At 71.8% G+C, this 17072-nt stretch carries 14 protein-coding genes; 10 read left to right on the forward strand and 4 right to left on the reverse strand.

What is annotated here, in order from left to right:
- The first annotated feature begins 340 nt into the window (after positions 1–340).
- A complete protein-coding gene (locus ACLBYG_RS04250) occupies positions 341–1435 on the forward strand; it encodes a DUF4272 domain-containing protein (protein ID WP_447680696.1) in 1095 nt (364 codons plus the stop codon).
- Between the two features lie 12 nt (positions 1436–1447).
- Here the strand turns inward: ACLBYG_RS04250 and ACLBYG_RS04255 are convergent, their stop codons facing one another.
- On the reverse strand, positions 1448–2836 hold the full coding sequence (locus ACLBYG_RS04255) for an FAD-binding oxidoreductase (protein WP_447680697.1): 1389 nt from the start codon (positions 2834–2836) through the stop codon (positions 1448–1450).
- A gap of 87 nt (positions 2837–2923) precedes the next feature.
- Positions 2924–3406 carry a nucleoside deaminase gene (locus ACLBYG_RS04260; protein WP_012321704.1) on the reverse strand — a complete coding sequence of 161 codons (483 nt, stop codon included), beginning with the start codon at positions 3404–3406 and terminating at the stop codon, positions 2924–2926.
- A 1150-nt stretch (positions 3407–4556) separates the two neighbouring features.
- Here ACLBYG_RS04260 and ACLBYG_RS04265 point away from each other — a divergent pair.
- Together ACLBYG_RS04265 and ACLBYG_RS04270 are read left to right on the forward strand one after the other, a co-directional pair.
- A complete protein-coding gene (locus ACLBYG_RS04265) occupies positions 4557–5513 on the forward strand; it encodes an antibiotic biosynthesis monooxygenase (protein ID WP_020091074.1) in 957 nt (318 codons plus the stop codon).
- 77 nt (positions 5514–5590) lie between these two features.
- Positions 5591–6715, forward strand: a complete 1125-nt coding sequence (locus tag ACLBYG_RS04270; RefSeq protein WP_447680698.1) for a hypothetical protein — start codon at positions 5591–5593, stop codon at positions 6713–6715.
- A 75-nt stretch (positions 6716–6790) separates the two neighbouring features.
- On the opposite strand, the gene ACLBYG_RS04275 is transcribed toward ACLBYG_RS04270, so the two are convergent.
- Together ACLBYG_RS04275 and ACLBYG_RS04280 are read right to left on the reverse strand one after the other, a co-directional pair.
- Positions 6791–7156 carry a response regulator gene (locus tag ACLBYG_RS04275; RefSeq protein WP_020091072.1) on the reverse strand — a complete coding sequence of 122 codons (366 nt, stop codon included), beginning with the start codon at positions 7154–7156 and terminating at the stop codon, positions 6791–6793.
- A 33-nt stretch (positions 7157–7189) separates the two neighbouring features.
- The gene (locus tag ACLBYG_RS04280) at positions 7190–7471 is read right to left on the reverse strand and encodes an STAS domain-containing protein (RefSeq protein WP_447680699.1); all 282 of its coding nucleotides are present in this window, start codon (positions 7469–7471) and stop codon (positions 7190–7192) included.
- A 319-nt stretch (positions 7472–7790) separates the two neighbouring features.
- On the opposite strand from ACLBYG_RS04280, the gene ACLBYG_RS04285 reads away from it, so the two are divergent.
- The 7 genes from ACLBYG_RS04285 to ACLBYG_RS04315 all read left to right on the forward strand — a co-directional run bounded on the left by ACLBYG_RS04285 (position 7791) and on the right by ACLBYG_RS04315 (position 17059).
- On the forward strand, positions 7791–9038 hold the full coding sequence (locus tag ACLBYG_RS04285) for a methyl-accepting chemotaxis protein (protein WP_447680700.1): 1248 nt from the start codon (positions 7791–7793) through the stop codon (positions 9036–9038).
- A 610-nt stretch (positions 9039–9648) separates the two neighbouring features.
- Positions 9649–11748: a chemotaxis protein CheA gene (locus ACLBYG_RS04290; RefSeq protein ID WP_447680701.1), complete on the forward strand. Its 2100-nt coding sequence runs from the start codon at positions 9649–9651 to the stop codon at positions 11746–11748.
- On the forward strand, positions 11748–12257 hold the full coding sequence (locus tag ACLBYG_RS04295; RefSeq protein WP_020091068.1) for a chemotaxis protein CheW: 510 nt from the start codon (positions 11748–11750) through the stop codon (positions 12255–12257). The genes ACLBYG_RS04290 and ACLBYG_RS04295 overlap by 1 nt, the downstream gene beginning before the upstream one ends.
- Before the next feature lie 63 nt (positions 12258–12320).
- Complete coding sequence (locus ACLBYG_RS04300; protein ID WP_447680702.1) at positions 12321–14513, forward strand: HAMP domain-containing methyl-accepting chemotaxis protein; 2193 nt, start codon at positions 12321–12323, stop codon at positions 14511–14513.
- Positions 14514–14641: 128 nt separating this feature from the next.
- Complete coding sequence (locus ACLBYG_RS04305; RefSeq protein ID WP_091927762.1) at positions 14642–15115, forward strand: chemotaxis protein CheW; 474 nt, start codon at positions 14642–14644, stop codon at positions 15113–15115.
- Between the two features lie 13 nt (positions 15116–15128).
- Positions 15129–15977: a CheR family methyltransferase gene (locus ACLBYG_RS04310; protein ID WP_354453730.1), complete on the forward strand. Its 849-nt coding sequence runs from the start codon at positions 15129–15131 to the stop codon at positions 15975–15977.
- Positions 15974–17059: a protein-glutamate methylesterase/protein-glutamine glutaminase gene (locus ACLBYG_RS04315; RefSeq protein WP_020091064.1), complete on the forward strand. Its 1086-nt coding sequence runs from the start codon at positions 15974–15976 to the stop codon at positions 17057–17059. The genes ACLBYG_RS04310 and ACLBYG_RS04315 overlap by 4 nt, the downstream gene beginning before the upstream one ends.
- Positions 17060–17072 lie beyond the last annotated feature (13 nt).

Consider the following 17072-nt stretch of genomic DNA (forward strand, 5'->3'; position numbering starts at 1 on the left):
GTCGGGTCGGCGTCCCGGTATCGAGCCGGCGCAGCGAACAGTCTCGGTCCAGGAGGCTATAGATGCGGTCGAGCTACAGCTTCCGAGCGACAAAGATTGGGCGCAACCGGATCGATAACCGATTCGACGGCCGGTTTTCTAACCGGCCGAACGGCCACGTCAACCGAATGCTGCGATCCGGCCTCCGAGGGCTCCGGGCGCGGCGCGCCTTGCCCGGCCGGTGCGCCCGCCCCACTCTGGGCGCGCCCGCTTCCGCGCTCGCGCGCCCGGCGCGACCGGGCCCGGTGCGGATGCCGGCCTCGGAGGCGCCGCTCCGCGGGAAGACCGGAAGGGAGAGACCATGAATCTGCTGAAGCGGCTGTTCGGACGCGCCGATGCGGCACCGGCGGAGGCGGCGCCGGACGAACCGCTTCTCGTCAACGCCTACGCGACCGTGCGCGACCTGCCCGCGCTCCCCTTCGACCACGCGCTGAACGGCCGGCGGGACCTCTCCGACCCCGAATTGCAGCCGCATCTCGACGGGTTCATCGGCTACGTCATGGGACGGGGCGACGGGCAGATGACCGCCCTCCGCTACCATCTCTGGCGCCACTTGCAGCGCGTCCGCAACCACGTCAGCTTCGCGGTCGCCGCGTCCGACCTGCCGCGCGTGGAGACCTGGGCGCTCGCGGCGAACGCCGTCCTCTTCCTGCCCGACGGCTCCGTGCGCGCGCCCGACATGGCGCTCCTCCTGTCGGCCGCGGGCGAGACGGATCCGGCCGCGCGTCTGCCCTATCCGCCCGACGCCGTCGCGCGCCGCGCCCGGACCCTGGAGCGCCTGGAGGATCTGGACCCGAAGCCGCCGGCCGGCATGCCCCCCGCGCTCGGCGAGGCGGAACTCGCGCTGCGACCGCCGGCGGAGGTGCTCCGGCGGGCTCTGGCCCTGCTCTACATCGCGGCCTGGGGGCAGGCCTTCGGCGCCGGCACGACGCTGCGCGAGCCGGGGCAGAGGACGCTGAATCCCACCGGCTTCGCGGCCCTGTCGCCGGCCGAGCGCGCCCAGATCGAGGCGGCGGACCCGAAGGACGCCGCGGCGGCGTCCTGGCGCTACGAGGCCGCGAACACCCTGCTGTGGGCGCTCGGCGTGCGCGCGGCCCGGATCGCCGACAGCGACGCCACGGTCGACGTCGACGCGCTCTGGCGGGCGGTCGCGCCGCTCGCCCGGGACGCGGGCGCGGCCGACGCCGCGCGGCTGCGGCCGCCCGGCGAGATCCTGGAGGCGCTGGACCGCGCGTGGCGGGCGCACTGGGTCGTCCGGCAGGCGCGGCAGAAGGGGACAGCCCCCGCGGGGCTCAACGGCGACGTCGTGGCGGAGCGCCACGTCGCGCTGAACTGGCTGACCGGATTCCAGAACGACCGCGACACGCCCTGGGACGCGACCGACACGCCGACGTGACCGCGCCGCGGCTCAGCGGAGACCGTCGAAATAGTCGAAGAACACGCGGTCCGGATCGTGCGCGTCGCGCAGCGCGCACAGCCTCTGCCACTTCTCGGGCGTGAACGCCTGGGCGACGATCTCGGGCTGCTCGACCGTGTTGGTCTCGCCGATGTAGTAGCCGATGTTGAGCGGCTTCAGCGCGGCGATCACCGCCCGATGCCAGGCGGCGTTGGCCTGATCGTCGTCCGCCTCGTGCCACATGGTCCAGGGGCCGCCATAGACCTTCGAGGTCATGGAGCGGGCCATGTTCCGCTGCGGCCCCGGGACGTCGGGTCCGCAGAAGATCGTCGACAGGAACACCGAGGTCGCCGAAGGCGCCCGCTGCCACAGGGGCAGGATGGCCGCCATCACCGCGCCGGGGCTGTGATTGGAGAAGGTGGCCTCGACCCGGGATCGCACGCCCTCCGGGAAGAGCGCGCCGGACGCGTCGAACAGCTGCTCGAAGTCGAGGGGCGTCACCCGCGCGCTCGACAGGGGCGCGACCGGTGCGTCATCGAGCGGCGCCAGCGCGCGCCGGGCCGCCTCCGGGGTGTCCTCGAAGGCGGTGGCGGTGACCATGCAGACCCAGCCGTTCCGGTCCGCCGCCGCCTCGGCCAGCGCGGGCGGCGCCTTCACGAGGAACTGGGTCAGCTCGACGCTCGGCGCGATCGTGGGCGCCGCCTCGCCGAGCCACGTGCCGACGGCCGGCGCATCCTCGAGGCGATAGAAATACTCGCTCCCGTGAATGGCCTTCGGCAGCGCGTGGAGCTTGAGGAAATACTTCGTGACGATCCCGAAGAAGCCCGGGCCGGCGCCGCGCGCGGCCCAGAAGAAGTCCGGGTTCTCGGTCTCGCTGGCCCGGATCCGCTCGCCCTGGGCGGTGACGAGCTCGATCGCCTCGAGGCTCTCGGTGCCGTAGCCCCAGACCGTGGGGTTCCAGGCCATGCCGCCGCCGAGGAAGTAGCCGCTCGCCTTGACCTGGGGGCAGTGGCCGGTCGGGAAGGCGAGTCCGTGGGCGTTGAGCGCCTTCTGGATGTCGCGGTTGCTGACGATCGGCTGGATGACGGCCCGGCGCTGCGCGACATCGATCGCCAGGATTTTGTCGAGGCTCCCGAGGTCGATCAGGATCCCGCCGTTGCGCAGGGTCGGCTGGCACCAGTTGTGGCCTCCGCCGCGGACGACGACCTTGAGGCCGTGCGCGCGGGCGAACTTCACGGTGGCGACGATGTCGTCCTCGTCGGCGGCCCTGACGATCATCTGCGGCGCCCGGTCGGGGATCAGCCTGTTCCACAGGTTCCCGTGAAGCGCCTCCCGGAACTGCGGGTCGCCCGCGTCGATGACCGGGCCCTTGCAGGCCGTCCTCAAGGTCTCAGCATTCATGACTGGGCACTGCGCGGGCGTGGAGGCCCGCTCGGGCGACGCGGCCTGAGCGGGCGGAGCAGGACGGCCGGTCTCGCGATCCGACCCTCAGTAGGGGACGCGGTCCGCCTTCTGGGCGTACTTCTTCCAGACCTCGACGGCCTCCTCGCGCATGATCTGCTGGGTCGGGATGGAGCGCTCGCCGACGTCCTTCTTGAGCTCGGCGTAGATCATGCTGTCGTCGAAGCCGCCGTATTCCAGCGCGTCCTCGACCTGCGCCGCGTAGTAGACGTTCTTGACGCCGGCCCAGTAGGCGGCCGCCATGCACATCGGGCAGGGTTCGGCGCTGGTGTAGAGCGTCGCGTTCCGGAGCTTGAAGCTGCCCTGCGCCTTGCAGGCCTTCCGGATCGCCTCGATCTCGCCGTGCCAGGTCGGGTCGTTCTCGGCGACGACCCGGTTGGCGCCCTCGGCGATGATCTCGCCGTCCTGGACGATCACGCAGCCGAACACGCCGCCGGCACTGTCGACCAGCGACGTCTTCTCCGACAGGGCGATCGCCCGGGCCATGAATTTTTCGTGGTTGTCAGACATTGGAACCTCTGTCGTCGCGAAAAGGGTCGGTTGGTCGAGACTATGAACCGCGGAGATTTCTTAATCGAGGGGCGGTCCCGATTGTTGTGTCGGACCGCACTAGACTTCGCGCGGCGTGCTTAACAACTCCGGGTCGGACGACCGGCATTGGCTTCGAGTTGAGCGATGTCGCCGCGCGGTCCGGCCGAGCGGTGCGGGGTGTCACGGAGCGCGACCGCCGTCGAGCCGCGCGGGCAGGATCGGCGACGGGGCCGCGCGCGGATCGGGACGTTCCGCTGAAACCGTGCGTCCTGCGAACGCATGTTCGTCAGCCAGTAACGAGCGGCTACCCGCGGCTTGGCGACAGAATAGACAGGGGCGGAAGTGCCGCGTCAACGCCGGCCCGCGATCGTCGGCAGTCGAATTGTAAATATAGGGAAATGCAATAAAACGACCGTGAAGAGATGATCGATCAGGCTCTCCGGCCCGATCCGAGCAGCACATATGGCGTGTCGCGGTCTCGGCGGCGGCTCCTGATCGGGACGGCGGCGCCCCGCCTGAGACGGACGGACAAGAAATAATCCGTCCCGTCATGGCAGGGCGCCCCGACCCTGCGCCCCGACCCTGCGCCACACCCGGCGCCACACCCTCCGCCGCGCCCGGCGACGATCGTCTCCGCCCCGTCTTTTCATTGTCGCTCCGTCCCAGCTCGGCGGGGCTCGGGCGGAGCGGGCGCCGAAAAAGTCCGGCCTTCCGGGCCGCGCGCGCGGAAGATAAATATCGTGCAAGCGTTTCCGCTAAAAAGACGATCGCCGTAGAGAACGTGCTGTATTTACAATTAAAATATTCGACCTCCGCGCCGAGGTCTTGACTCCGGTCGTAGATTGCCCGCTGATACAGGCATGCAGAGCAGTGCTGCCAATGGAGTGGCGGGCGCTCGATGCAAGATCAATTTTCGGTTGTTTATCCTCGTGTTCCGCGGCGCGGCAGATCCCTGCGGGTCCGCCGCCGCCTCGGTGCCGCGGTCCACGGACCGGCCGTCCGGGTCGCCGGAGGTGGCGCCTCTCGGCACCGCCCCGGACCCGCCGGGCGGTGACCGGGCGCGGCGCCGGGGGCCGGGCGAAGCCAACGCGCGAGTGCAGGCAGCCGTGCAACGGAAGCGCGTCGGTTCATGAGCGGTGCCACATCGTCCGTCAGCATCGTGACGCAGACGACCATCCGGCCGGAGAGCGCGGACGCCTTCGCCCGCTGGCAGGTCGACACCAGCGCCGTCGTCGCGGCCTTCCCGGGCTTCATCGAGCAGCAGCTGATCCCGCCGCGCCCGCCGCTGCAGGTGGACTGGGTGATCGTGCAGCGGTTCCACAGCCTGGAGCAGGCCAAGACCTGGATGGCCTCCCCCGAGCGGCAGGCCCGCATCCAGGGCGCCACGCCGATGCTCGTCGGCCGCGACGACGTCCACATCGTCAAGGACGACGCCGGCGCGGCCCGGACCTCGCCGGTCAGCGCGGTGATCAGCACCCGCGTGAAGCCCGGCATGGAGGCCGCCTACCTCCGGTGGGAGCAGAAGATCGCGGCCGCGCAGTCGCGGGCGCCCGGCATGCAGGGCTACCGGTTCGAGCCGGCCGTGCCGGGGGTGCAGGAGGACTACGTCGCGATCCTGCGCTTCGACAGCGAGGCGAACCTGCGCACCTGGATGGACTCGCCCGAGCGGCGGGCCCTGGTCGCCGAGGCGGCGCCGATGACCGCGGAATTCCACACGCGGACGGTGCAGAGCGGCTTCGAGCAGTGGTTCCGCAACGTCGCGCCGCCCGGAGAGGGCGCGCCCGCGGCGTGGAAGATGAACATGATCGTCGTGCTGACCCTCTACCCGACCGTGTTCCTGTGGGGCGTCCTGGTCGGCGCGCCGATCCTGGCCGGCATGCTGAAGGTGGATTTCCCGGTCGCCCTGTTCATCGGCAACGTGTTCAGCGTCCTGCTCACCTCGGTGATGGTGCCCTGGACGGCCAAGCGGCTGGGCTGGTGGCTGACGCCGGATCCGGCGCGGCGGACCCGGGTTAACCTGCAGGGCGCCGCGCTGCTGATCGCCGCCTACGGGCTCATGATCCTCGTGTTCTGGAAGCTGTTTTGACCGGCGGCGCGCCCGGGCGGTCGCGGCCCGCGCGGCGCCGTCGCGGGCAGGGGCCGGGCGCGGGGACAGGGCGCGCGATGCTCCGGTCGGTGTCCCGGGCGAGCCCGCGCCCGGCGGCCGGCCTGCTGATCCTGGCCTGCGGGGTCGGTCTGGCCGGGTTCGCCCGCGCCGAGCCGGCGCCCGCTCCGGCCACGGCCGCGGCCAGTTCCTCGACCACGTCGGGGGCGGGTGCGGCCGACGGGACGCCCGTCGCGGCCGCGGCCCGCGCGCGGCGCCAGGAGGCCGCCGTTGCCGTCGCGGCCGCCACCGTGATGGCGGCGCCGCCGCCGTCCTTCTTCAACTTCTCCGACACTGTGGTGAGCTACCGCTTCCAGGGACCCTCGGCGGAGCCCGGCCTCCGGGTCCAGCGTCCCGACGGCCAGTTCGTGGGGCGCGAGGTCCCCAAGACCGTCATCAACCTGTTCCACGCCAACGCGTGGGCCTACGGCACCAACCTGCTCTCCCTCGACATCCTCCGGTCCGGATCCCAGGATCCGGCCGGCAATCAGGTTGGCCGGTTCGAGGGCGTCGGCGCCACCGAGTTCTACCTGATCTACCGGGGCGTCCTGAGCCTCAACAAGGTCTTCGACACGCAGGCTCTGGCCATCCCCGGCTTCGTGAAGGATGTCGGCCTGTCGTTCGGGGCCGACGTCAACACCAAGGACACGACCTTCGATTCCGAGAAGCGCGCGGGGACCTTCGGGCTGAGCTTCGCCTTCGACGTGCCGGCCGGGTTCGTGAACCTGAAGGTCCAGGGCTACAAGGAGTTCTCCCGCAACGGCTTCGCCGGATACGGGCCGGTGCCGGGCTTCGACTACGCGCACTTCCGCAGCGTCGAGTTCAAGATGACGCCGGAATTCGAGATCACCTACACGATCCCGCTGCCGTTCACCGGGCTGCCGCTGTCGCTCGCCGGCTTCAACACGATCGTGCTGCCCAAGGGGCGCTACGGTCGATTCAACGAGAACGACACCCAGCTGGAATTCGTCTCCCAGACCAACCTCGTGCTCGATGTCGGGCAGCTCGTCGCCGGCACGCCCAACCGGGTCGAGGTCTTCGCCGGGTTCCAGTACTGGCACAACAAGTTCGGGGGCGACCCGCGGCGCACGCTCAACACCGAGGAGAAGGCGCTGATCGCCGGGGTGGCCTACCACCTGAAATGAGCCCGCCGGATCGGCGCGGTCGGGGACATGACGGGCCCGGTGTCGGGCCCGACGAAGGCGGCCTCAGGCGCGGCCTCAGGCGCGGACGAGCTTGCCCACGACGGCGAGCAGCTGCTCGGGCTTGAACGGCTTGGTGATCCAGCCGGTCGCCCCGGCCGCCTTCGCCTGCTGCTTGATCGCCTCGTCGGATTCCGTGCTCAGGAAGAGGATCGGCACGCCGGTGCAGCTCGGCAGCGTCCGCAGCTGCTTGATCATCTCCAGCCCGTTCATCACCGGCATGTTGAGATCGGTGATGACGAGGTTGACGCTCTCGCTCCTGGCCTTCGCGAGGCCTTCGGCGCCGTCGCCGGCCTCGATCACCGTGTGGCCGGCCGGGCCGAGCACCACCTTGATCATCTGCCGGATGCTGGGCGAATCGTCGACGGCGAGGACAGTGGCCATGACACGGATTCCGTTCTTGTGCCTGACGCGCGCCTAGAGGTGCGGCGCGCTGGGGTGTTCGATCGCGGCGCGCCGGAACGCGGCCTCGACCGCCGGGGGGACGTTGACCAGCGCGATCCCGGCGGCCCGACCCCGCGCCGTCCGGTCGGCCGCGAGAACGATCTGGACGAAGGTGACGTCCGCGCGCTCGACCGCCGCGCAGTCGAGGGTGAGGCGCGCCCCGCCGGCGAGCGCCGCCGCCAGCGTGTCCTGCAGCGCCCGGACGGTCCGGATGGTGCAGTCGGGACCGAGCGTGAGGACGGGAGCCTCGGACATGCGGGTTCGTGACCTCGACGACGGACGTGCGGGGCGACGCGCCGCCGCGCCCGAGTCAACACCGCGGCGGGTAAATTCTTCCTGAAGGTTCGGCCAATCGCGGACGGACGACGCGGCCGCGGGCCCAGCACAGGACGGAGGTCTGCCCGGCCTCGGACAGTGTTGATTGGCTAATACTGTGATCTGTGCCGGCCGTTGCGGCCATCGGCCGGGCGATAACGTTTTCTTCAACGGCGTTCCTTAGCCTCGGTCGGGTGCCGACCGTGGGATTGTTGCATGACCCGCGCGCGTCGGACGACGCCGAGAGACCCGCCCGCCGATGGCCTTCCAAGTCGCCCACGACATCCTCAGGCAGGTCCCGGACCGGTTCCGCCGGCCCGGGATGCGGCCCGAGGTGGGGTCCGAGGTGGGGCTCGATGACCGGCGCGGATCGGGCGCGGCGATCCCGGCCGCGCCGCTCCCGGAGGCGGCCGCGTCGTCCAGCGAGCCCGCGCCGCTGCCCGCCGCGATCGTGGCCGAGCCGGCGCCCGCCGCGCAGGCGGCCGACCTGCTCCAGGCCTGGCTCGGCCTCTCGGCGCAGCAGCGGACGCTGCTCGACGCCCTCGTCGCCGAGCTCGGGATCGTCTCCACCGACGTGGAGGCCAACGTCCACGGCCTGTCCAACCGCTTCCAGAGCATCGCCGCCACGACCTGCGAGCAGTCGGAGATCGTCCGGGGGCTCGTCGCCTCGGTCCAGACCGTCCGGATCGACGACCGGACCCTGCAGCTCGGCGACGTCGCCGCCGGTCTCGGCGAGACGCTCACCGCCCTGATCGAGCGGATCACCCTGATGTCGTCCCGCGGGTCGACCCTCGCGCAGGGTCTGGCCGGGGTGCTCGAGGGCCTGTCGTCGGTCGAGGGGAGCGTCGCGCAGATCGAGCGGATCAACCGACAGACCAACCTGCTCGCCCTGAACGCCAAGATCGAGGCGGCCCGGGCCGGCGCCAGCGGCGCGGCCTTCGCGGTGGTCGCCGACGAGGTGCGCGGCCTCGCCACGACGATCAACGCCCTGTCGGACGTGATCAAGCAGCAGATCGGCACGATGGCGGCCGGCCTGCGCGGCAGCCATGCCCTGCTGGGCGACATCGCGGCGATCGACATGTCCGAGGAGAGCCGGACCGCCGAGACGCGCGTCCGCATGGTGATGCGGGCGCTGGTCGAGCAGAACGCGCAGGTCGCGGGCATCCTGCAGCAGACCGCCGAGACCACGCAGGCCATCACGCAGGACGTGTCGGCGGCGATCGTGGCGATGCAGTTCCAGGACCGGGCCAAGCAGCGCGTCCAGAACGTCGAGGGCCTGCTGCGCTCGGCCGGCGCGGAGCTCGGGCGGCTCGCCGACCACAGCGCGGACCGCGTCGCGGCGCCGGATGCCGCGGCCGATCCGGCCTGGATCGCGGCGGCGATCGCCGGCTGCACCCTGGGGGAGGTTCGCGCGCGCCTGACCGAGCGCCTGCTCGGGGGGGCTCCGGCCTCCGAGACGCCGGCCGCCGACGCCGCCGACGATCCGGACGGCATCGACCTGTTCTGAGCGCGCCGGCGCGCGCCGAGGGCAGCCCGTTCGGGCCCGGTCGGCGGTCGCGCCGCGGCCGGGCCTTCCCGCGCCGGACCGGCCGCGTCCGGCCCCGTTCCCGGTTCCAGTCCCGTCGCGATCCGCGCGCCGCCCGCAGGGACCTGCCGTGGCCCGCATCCGCGCGGCTGCGCGCCGGTGGACGTCGATGTCCGCACACGTCCGTTCACGTCCGACCGAGTCCATCGACGTTCGGCGACGCGCGTCGATGCGCCGTGATGGCCGGAGCCGTGCCGCACCGCGCGCCCGAGATCCTGTGATCCGCGTGTCACACGATCGCAGTATCCGATAATCAATATCTTCGAACCCGATGTAGATATACTTCCCGTTCAGGGCTCAAATCTGTTCGTTAACCGAAAATTTCTGGTCCGATTATATACAACACACGAAGTCAGGCGGTGGCTTCGCGTCGTGTCCCGTCACCGCGCGGTCGCCGCGCGCCGGGACAGTCTGTTCGACTGCCTGATCGCGAAGGGCGCGGCCGGTCTCCGGTATCGGCGCGTCCGTTCGCGCTCGGGATCGGGCGGTTGGTTCTGTATCTGCGTTCTGTGTCCGGGGGTCCGTTCGTCCCATGACTGCTCTCGATCCCGCGGAGATCTTCCGCGCCGAGGCCGCCGAGCTGCTCGCCCGCCTGGAGACGACGCTGCTCGATCTCGGCGACCGGCCCGAGGACCGGGCCCTGATCGACACGGCCTTCCGGGCCCTGCACACCATCAAGGGCTCGGGCGCCATGTTCGGCTTCGAGCAGGTCGCCGCCTTCACCCACGATTTCGAGACCGCCTTCGACCGCGTCCGGCGCGGCGAGGTCCCGGTCGGCCGCGACCTCGTCAACGTCTCCCTCTCGGCCAAGGACTACATCCGCGGCCTCATCGAGGAGCCCGAGGCGAGCGCCCCGATCATCGGCGAGGCCATCCTGGCCGAACTCGAGCAGCTGCTCGGCGCCGCGTCCCGCCCGGCCACCCCGTCCGCGCTCCTCCCGGAGCCGGCCGCCGAGCCCGCTGCGGCGGGGGAGGGCGGCTGGCAGATCGGCATCGCGTTCGCGCCCGAGATCCTCCGCAACGGGACCAATCCCCTGGCGCTCCTCGACGAGCTGCGCGACCTCGGCGCCTGCACGATCGTGCCGCGCCTCGACGCGCTGCCCGAGCTGCCGGCCCTCGACCCCGAGAGCCTCGCCATCGGCTGGGACGTCACGCTGCGCGCGGCCGTGCCCCGCGAGGCGATCGAGGACGTCTTCCTGTTCGTGCGGGACGAGATGACCCTGACGCTCGTCCCGGTCTCGGCCGCGCCACCGGTGGCCGCGCCCGAGCCGGCCGGGGCCGCACCGCCGCCGTCGGGGCCGCCGTCGGAGCCGCCGTCGGGGCTGCCGTCCGGCGCGGTTCCGGCCGCCGGCCTCGCCGTTCGCGCGTCCGGCGAGACCGGACCGGCCGGGCCGGGGGCGGTCGAGCCCGCGGCCCGGGCCGCCGAGCGCGTCCCGGCCCGGCGGGCCGAGGAGCGGCCGGCCAGCAGCGTCCGGGTCGAGGCCGAGCGGCTCGACGAGCTGATGGACCGGGTCGGCGAGCTGGTCATCGCCCAGGCGCGGCTCAGCCAGCTCGCCGGCCTGCATGCCGATCCCGGCCTCAAGGCCATCGCCGAGGAGATCGAGCGCCTGTCCGCGCGGCTGCGCGACACCACGATGAGCATCCGCATGGTCGCCATCGGCGCCCTGTTCGGCCGCTTCCGCCGCCTCGTCCACGACCTCTCGCGCGATCTCGGCAAGCCGGTCGAGTTCGTCACCGCCGGCGAGGAGACCGAGCTCGACAAGACCGTGATCGAGCGCCTGGCCGACCCGCTCGTCCACCTGATCCGCAACGCGATCGACCACGGCATCGAGGCGCCCGAGCGCCGCGCGGCCGGCGGCAAGGCCGCCACCGGGCGGATCACGCTCACCGCCGAGCATGTCGGCGCGCAGGTGCTGGTGAGCGTGCGCGACGACGGCGCCGGGCTCGACGCGGCCCGCATCCGCGCCAAGGCCGAGGAGAAGGGCCTGTGCGCGCCGGGCGCGGTGCTCACCGACCAGCAGATCTACCAGTTCCTGTTCGCGCCGGGCTTCTCGACCGCGCAGGAGATCTCGGCCCTGTCGGGGCGCGGGGTCGGCATGGACGTCGTCAAGAAGACGATCGAGAGCCTGCGCGGCACGATCGACATCGCGACCGAGCCGGGCGGCGGCACCTGCGTGGCGCTGCGCCTGCCGCTGACGCTGGCGATCATCGAGGGGCTGCTGATCCGGGTGGGGGAGGGACGCTACGTCATCCCGCTGGCCGCGGTGGAGGAATGCGTCGAGCTGCCCGCCAGCGAGCGCGGCGGCCGCGGGCGGGACTTCCTCAACATCCGCGGCGCGCTGGTGCCGTTCCTGCGGCTGCGCAGCCTGTTCGGGGCCGCGGGCGAGCCGGACCTGCACCAGAAGGTGATCGTGGTGGCCGCCGGTGAGGCGCGGGTCGGCCTGGTGGCGGACCAGATCATCGGCAACCACCAGACCGTCATCAAGTCGCTGTCGAAGCTGCACGCGGACGTGGCGACCTTCTCCGGGGCGACGATCCTGGGTGACGGCACGGCCGCGCTGATCATCGATGTCGGCCGCCTCGTGAGCGGCGGGCGCGCCGAGGGCGTGCGCGAGTACCAGGAGGTGGCGTGATGAGCGGCGGCGTGGCGCGCGGAGTCGTCGAGCCCGGCCCGCAGGCGGCCGCCGACGGCGGCCAGCGGGACGGTCGGCAGGGCGGCCAGCAGGTGGTGATGTTCCGGATCGGCTCGGAGAGCTTCGCGCTGGAGGCCGGGATGGTGCGCGAGATCATCGATCCGATCCCGGCGACGCGGGTGGCGGGGGCGCGCCCGCATATCGATCGGATCGTGAACGTGCGCGGCAACGTCGTGCCTCTGGCCGACATCCGCGAGCGGTTCGGGATGCCGGCGGCGTCGGCGAGCCCGGACACGCGCTTCCTCGTCCTGGAGGTGCCGGTGGCGGGCGACCCCGTGGTCGTCGCGCTGGTGGCCGACAAGGTGTTCGCGGTCACGGAGGTCGATCCGGCGCAGTGCGAGGCGGTGCCGCCCGTCGGCACGACCTGGCGCCCGGAATACATCCGCTCGATCGTCAAGGCGGGGGACGAATTCATCATCGTCCCCGAACTCGAGCAGATCCTCGACTGAAGTCTTTCCGAAGTCTTTCCGAAGTCCCGTCAGAATCTCGTGTTTGCGTAGGGGTAAAGGGCGATGCGTTTCTCGATCAAGGCCAAGCTCGGGGTCGGCTTCGGCGCGATCCTCGTTCTCCTGGGGACGGCCAGCGGGGTCGGCTACCAGAGGCTCACGGCCGCCGACGCGACGATGAAGTACGTCCTGAGCCGCGCCGAGATCCAGAAGCAGGTCCTCGAGGGCAAGGCGCACGCCATCCGCAGCGCGTTCAACGTCCGCGGAGCCCTGATCAGCCCGGACGAGACGCAGATGACGGAGTTCGCCAAGCGCTCGGCGACCAACCACGGTGACGCCATGGCATCGCTGGCCAAGGTGAAGCCCCTGCTCATGACCGACGAGGGCAAGCGGCTCTACGAGGACCTGTCGGCCAAGTACGAGAAGCAGAACGCGCTGGGGAACCGGGCTCTGGAGCTGACCCGCGACAATTCCAACGGGAAGACCTGGGCCGAGATCAATGCGGCGGGTCGCCCGGCGCTGGCCGCCCTGCGCACGGACCTCGACGCCCTGATCAACACGGCGACCGACGCCCAGAGCCCCGCCGGAGAGCGGCTCGCCCGGGTCGCCGCGGTGTTCAAGAGCCGGGTCGAGCGGGCCTGGGGGCAGCTGACCTCGGCCACCGGGACCACGAGCGTCGACGCGCTCCAGCAGCGCGTGGCCCTCGCCAAGCAGTCGCGCGAGGAGATCAACCGGTCGGTCGACGAGCTCGCGGCGGCGGCCCAGGCGGCGGGAATCGCTGTGACGGCCGTCCGCGAGCGGTTCGGGACCTGGGCGTCCTCCTTCCAGCGGGCGCTCGCCCTCGTCGAGATCGGCAGCTCGGTGAAGGCGGCCGAAGTCGCCTCGGGCGAGTACGCGACGGTGAGCACGACGGCGATCAACGCGTTCGAGGCGCTGGCGGATCGGCAGAAACGGTTCATGGACGACGCCGCGGCCCAGGCCAACGCGGAATCCGCCCAGGGTCAGACGATCCTGCTGAGCGTGGCGGCGGCCGCGCTCCTCATGGGCCTCGGCATCGCGACCTGGCTCGCGCTGTCGATCTCCCGCGGCCTCGGTCGTGCCGTCTCGCTCGCCGACGCGGTGTCGATGGGCGACCTGAGCCAGACCGCGACGGTCACGACCAACGACGAGCTCGGCGACCTCGTCGGCGCCATGGGCCGCATGACCGAGAACCTGAACGCGACCGCGGCGCTCGCCAACGCGATCGCCCAGGGCGACCTCACCGTGGAGGCCCGGCCGCTCTCCGACAAGGACACGATGGGCCTCGCCCTGCAGACCATGCTGTCGAAGCTGCGCACCGTCGTGGCCGAGGCGACCGCGGCGGCCGGCAACGTCTCGGCGGGGTCCCAGGAGCTCTCGGCCTCGGCCGAGCAGCTGTCGCAGGGTTCGACCGAGCAGGCCTCGTCGACCGAGGAAGCCTCGGCCTCCATGGAGGAGATGGCCGCCAACGTGAAGCAGAACGCCGAGAACGCCAGCCAGACCGAGACGATCGCCCGGCAATCGGCCCAGGATGCCGAGGCGAGCGGCATCGCCGTCGGCCGCGCCGTCGAGGCCATGCAGACCATCGCCCAGAAGATCACCATCGTGCAGGAGATCGCCCGCCAGACCGACCTGCTGGCGCTCAACGCCGCCGTGGAGGCGGCCCGGGCCGGTGAGCACGGTCGCGGGTTCGCGGTGGTCGCCAGCGAGGTGCGCAAGCTCGCCGAGCGCAGCCAGGCGGCCGCGGCCGAGATCGGCACGCTCTCGTCCGACACCGTCAAGGCCGCACAGCAGGCCGGCGACATGCTCGGCAAGCTCGTGCCCGACATCAAGAAGACCGCCAGCCTGGTCGAGGAGATCACCGCCGCCTGCCGCGAGCAGGATGTCGGCTCGGGCCAGATCAACCAGGCGATCCAGCAGCTCGACAAGGTGACCCAGCAGAACGCCAGCGCCTCCGAGCAGGTCTCGGCCACCTCCGAGGAGCTGGCCACCCAGGCCGAGAAGCTGCAGGCGACGATCGCCTACTTCCGGATCACCGAGGCGGCCGCGCCGGTGGCCGGTGTCGACCAGGCGGTGACGCGGCTGCGCGCGACCGCGGCGCGGATGGGCACGCCCTCGGCGGCGATCCGCTCCCCGAGCCCGAAGCGGGCGGGCGCGCGCGGCCCGGCCGGGGGCGGCGGCTTCGCCCTCGACATGGGCGAGGGCGACGCGCAGGACGCCGCCTTCACCCGGGTCGCCTGACACCTCGCCCGAGGCCCGGATCCGCGCGGTGCTCGTGCCCGCGCGGATCCCGCCGTCGTCGTCAGCCGTCGTCGTCAGCCGTCGTCGCGAGCCGCCGTCGCGCGCCGCGCTCCAGCCGGAGACCCTGCATGTCCAGTGTGTGGCAGTACCTGACCCTCGGCCTCGGGGCCGAGACCTTCGGGATCGACGTCGAGCACGTCCACGAGATCCTCGACTACCGGGTCCCGGCCGCGCTGCCGCAGGCGCCGGCCTTCCTGCTCGGCATGATCGACGTGCGCGGGCAGAGCTACCCGGTGGTGGACCTGCGGACCAAGCTCGGACTGCCGCCGGTGGCGCGCACGCCGGCCACCCGGATCATCCTGCTCAACGTGCCGATGCCCGGCCGGCCGCTGCGGGTCGGGTTCGTGGCCGACCGGGTGATCGAGGTGACCGAACTCGACCGGGCCGAGATGGAGGCGGCGCCCGAGGTCGGCGGGCGCTGGAACGCCCGCTACATCGCGGGGATCGGTCGCCGGGGCGAGGCCTTCGTGGTGGTGTTCGACCTCGTCGCGCTCATGGACGGCGACGGCCCGGCCCTGGTCGCGACCCCGCAGGCCGCCTGAAGGATCCGCCACCATGGAGGCCGATCCGGGTCACCTGAGCGACCGGCACTTCCGCTCGGTCGCCGACCTCGTCCAGCAGCATGCCGGCATCCAGCTCCCGCCGGCCAAGCGCACCATGGTCGAGGGGCGGCTGCGCAAGCGCATGCGCGCCCTCGATCTCCCGACCCTGGAGGCCTACGGCCGCCACCTGTTCGAGGCCGGCCACCTCGCGGACGAGTTCCCGCACCTCGTCGACTGCGTGACGACGAACAAGACCGATTTCTTCCGCGAGCCCGCGCATTTCGATCTGCTGCGCGAGACGATCGTGCCGCGGCTGGCGGCGCGGGGCGACCGGCCGCTGCTCAAGGTCTGGAGCGCGGCGGCCTCGACCGGGGCCGAAGCCTACACGCTGGCGATGGTCCTGCACGACATGGCCGCCGACCGGTTCCGCTACGCCATCCTCGGGACCGACATCTCCTCGGAGGTGCTCGACCGTGCCCGGACGGCGATCTACCCGGCCGAGATGCTCGACGCGGTGCCGGCGGACCTGCGCCGCCGCTACGTGATGGTCGCGCGCGATCCGGCCCGGCGCGAGGGGCGGATCGTGCCGGAGCTGCGCGCCCGGGTGCGGTTCCAGCGGCTCAACCTGATGGACGAGACCTACCCGATCGACCGGGACGTCGACCTCATCTTCTGCCGCAACGTGCTGATCTACTTCGACAAGCCGACCCAGAGGGCGGTGGTCGCGCGCCTGGCCGGGCACCTGCGCCCCGGCGGCTACCTGATCGTCGGCCATTCCGAATCCATGGCGGGCGTCGGCGTGGCCGGCCTCGACCAGATCTCCTCGACCGTCTTCGGCAAGCTGCGGGATTCCGGCCGGTGAGCGCGTCCAGACCGATCCGCGTCCTGATCGTCGACGACTCGGCCTCCGTCCGCCAGACGCTGTGCAGCATCCTGGGGACGGCGCCCGACATCGAGATCCTGGGCACCGCCGCCGATCCGTTCATCGCGGCGCGCCGCATCCAGGAGGAGATCCCGGACGTCATCATCCTCGATCTCGAGATGCCGCGCATGGACGGCCTGACCTTCCTGCGCAAGATCATGGCGCAGAAGCCGCTCCCGGTGATCGTCTGCTCGACCCTGACCGAGGCCGGGTCCCGGATCCTGTTCGAGGTGCTGGAGGCGGGCGCCGTCGACGTGCTGCCGAAACCGCGCGTCGACACCCGCCAGTTCCTGCTTGAATCCACGGTCCGGGTCTGCGACGCGGTCCGGGCCGCCGCCCGGGCCAAGCTGCGCGGGAGCCGGCCGTCCCGGCCGCTGGTGGAGGCGAAGCTCTCGGCCGACGTCGTCCTGCCGCCGCCCGTGCCCGGGCGCGTCGTGGCCGGGACCGACCGGATCGTCTGCATCGGCGCGTCGACGGGCGGCACGGAGGCGCTGCGCGACGTGCTCGAGGTGCTGCCCGCCGAGTCCCCCGGTCTCGTCATCGTGCAGCACATGCCGGAGCACTTCACGGCGGCGTTCGCCAAGCGGCTGAACGGCCTCTGCGCGATCGCCGTCAAGGAGGCGGAGGACGGCGATCCCGTGGTGCGGGGCCGCGCCCTGATCGCCCCGGGCGGGCGGCACCTCATGGTCGAGCGCCGGGGCGGCAGCTACGCGGTATCGGTGAAGGACGGTCCCCTCGTCGCGCGCCACCGCCCGTCGGTCGACGTCCTGTTCCGGTCGGCCGCCCGGGCCGCGGCCGCGAACGCGCTCGGCATCCTGCTGACCGGCATGGGCGACGACGGCGCCAACGGCCTGCTGGAGATGCGCCGCGCCGGGGCGCAGACGGTCGCCCAGGACGAGGCGAGCTGCGTCGTGTTCGGGATGCCCAAGGAGGCGATCGACCGCGGTGCGGCCGCCAAGATCCTGCCGCTGGAGCAGATGCACCTGGAGATCCGGCGCTTCGGCCTGCCCGCGGCGCGCTGAGGCCGGGGCGGGC

The organism is Methylobacterium sp. D53M (assembly GCF_053345625.1).

What these genes read in the sequence shown, in the direction of transcription:
- ACLBYG_RS04250 (WP_447680696.1), top strand. Translation starts at nt 341, where the DNA reads ATGAATCTGCTGAAGCGGCTGTTCGGACGCGCCGATGCGGCACCGGCG.
- ACLBYG_RS04255 (WP_447680697.1), bottom strand. Translation starts at nt 2,836, where the DNA reads ATGAATGCTGAGACCTTGAGGACGGCCTGCAAGGGCCCGGTCATCGAC.
- ACLBYG_RS04260 (WP_012321704.1), bottom strand. Translation starts at nt 3,406, where the DNA reads ATGTCTGACAACCACGAAAAATTCATGGCCCGGGCGATCGCCCTGTCG.
- ACLBYG_RS04265 (WP_020091074.1), top strand. Translation starts at nt 4,557, where the DNA reads ATGAGCGGTGCCACATCGTCCGTCAGCATCGTGACGCAGACGACCATC.
- ACLBYG_RS04270 (WP_447680698.1), top strand. Translation starts at nt 5,591, where the DNA reads ATGCTCCGGTCGGTGTCCCGGGCGAGCCCGCGCCCGGCGGCCGGCCTG.
- ACLBYG_RS04275 (WP_020091072.1), bottom strand. Translation starts at nt 7,156, where the DNA reads ATGGCCACTGTCCTCGCCGTCGACGATTCGCCCAGCATCCGGCAGATG.
- ACLBYG_RS04280 (WP_447680699.1), bottom strand. Translation starts at nt 7,471, where the DNA reads ATGTCCGAGGCTCCCGTCCTCACGCTCGGTCCCGACTGCACCATCCGG.
- ACLBYG_RS04285 (WP_447680700.1), top strand. Translation starts at nt 7,791, where the DNA reads ATGGCCTTCCAAGTCGCCCACGACATCCTCAGGCAGGTCCCGGACCGG.
- ACLBYG_RS04290 (WP_447680701.1), top strand. Translation starts at nt 9,649, where the DNA reads ATGACTGCTCTCGATCCCGCGGAGATCTTCCGCGCCGAGGCCGCCGAG.
- ACLBYG_RS04295 (WP_020091068.1), top strand. Translation starts at nt 11,748, where the DNA reads ATGAGCGGCGGCGTGGCGCGCGGAGTCGTCGAGCCCGGCCCGCAGGCG.
- ACLBYG_RS04300 (WP_447680702.1), top strand. Translation starts at nt 12,321, where the DNA reads ATGCGTTTCTCGATCAAGGCCAAGCTCGGGGTCGGCTTCGGCGCGATC.
- ACLBYG_RS04305 (WP_091927762.1), top strand. Translation starts at nt 14,642, where the DNA reads ATGTCCAGTGTGTGGCAGTACCTGACCCTCGGCCTCGGGGCCGAGACC.
- ACLBYG_RS04310 (WP_354453730.1), top strand. Translation starts at nt 15,129, where the DNA reads ATGGAGGCCGATCCGGGTCACCTGAGCGACCGGCACTTCCGCTCGGTC.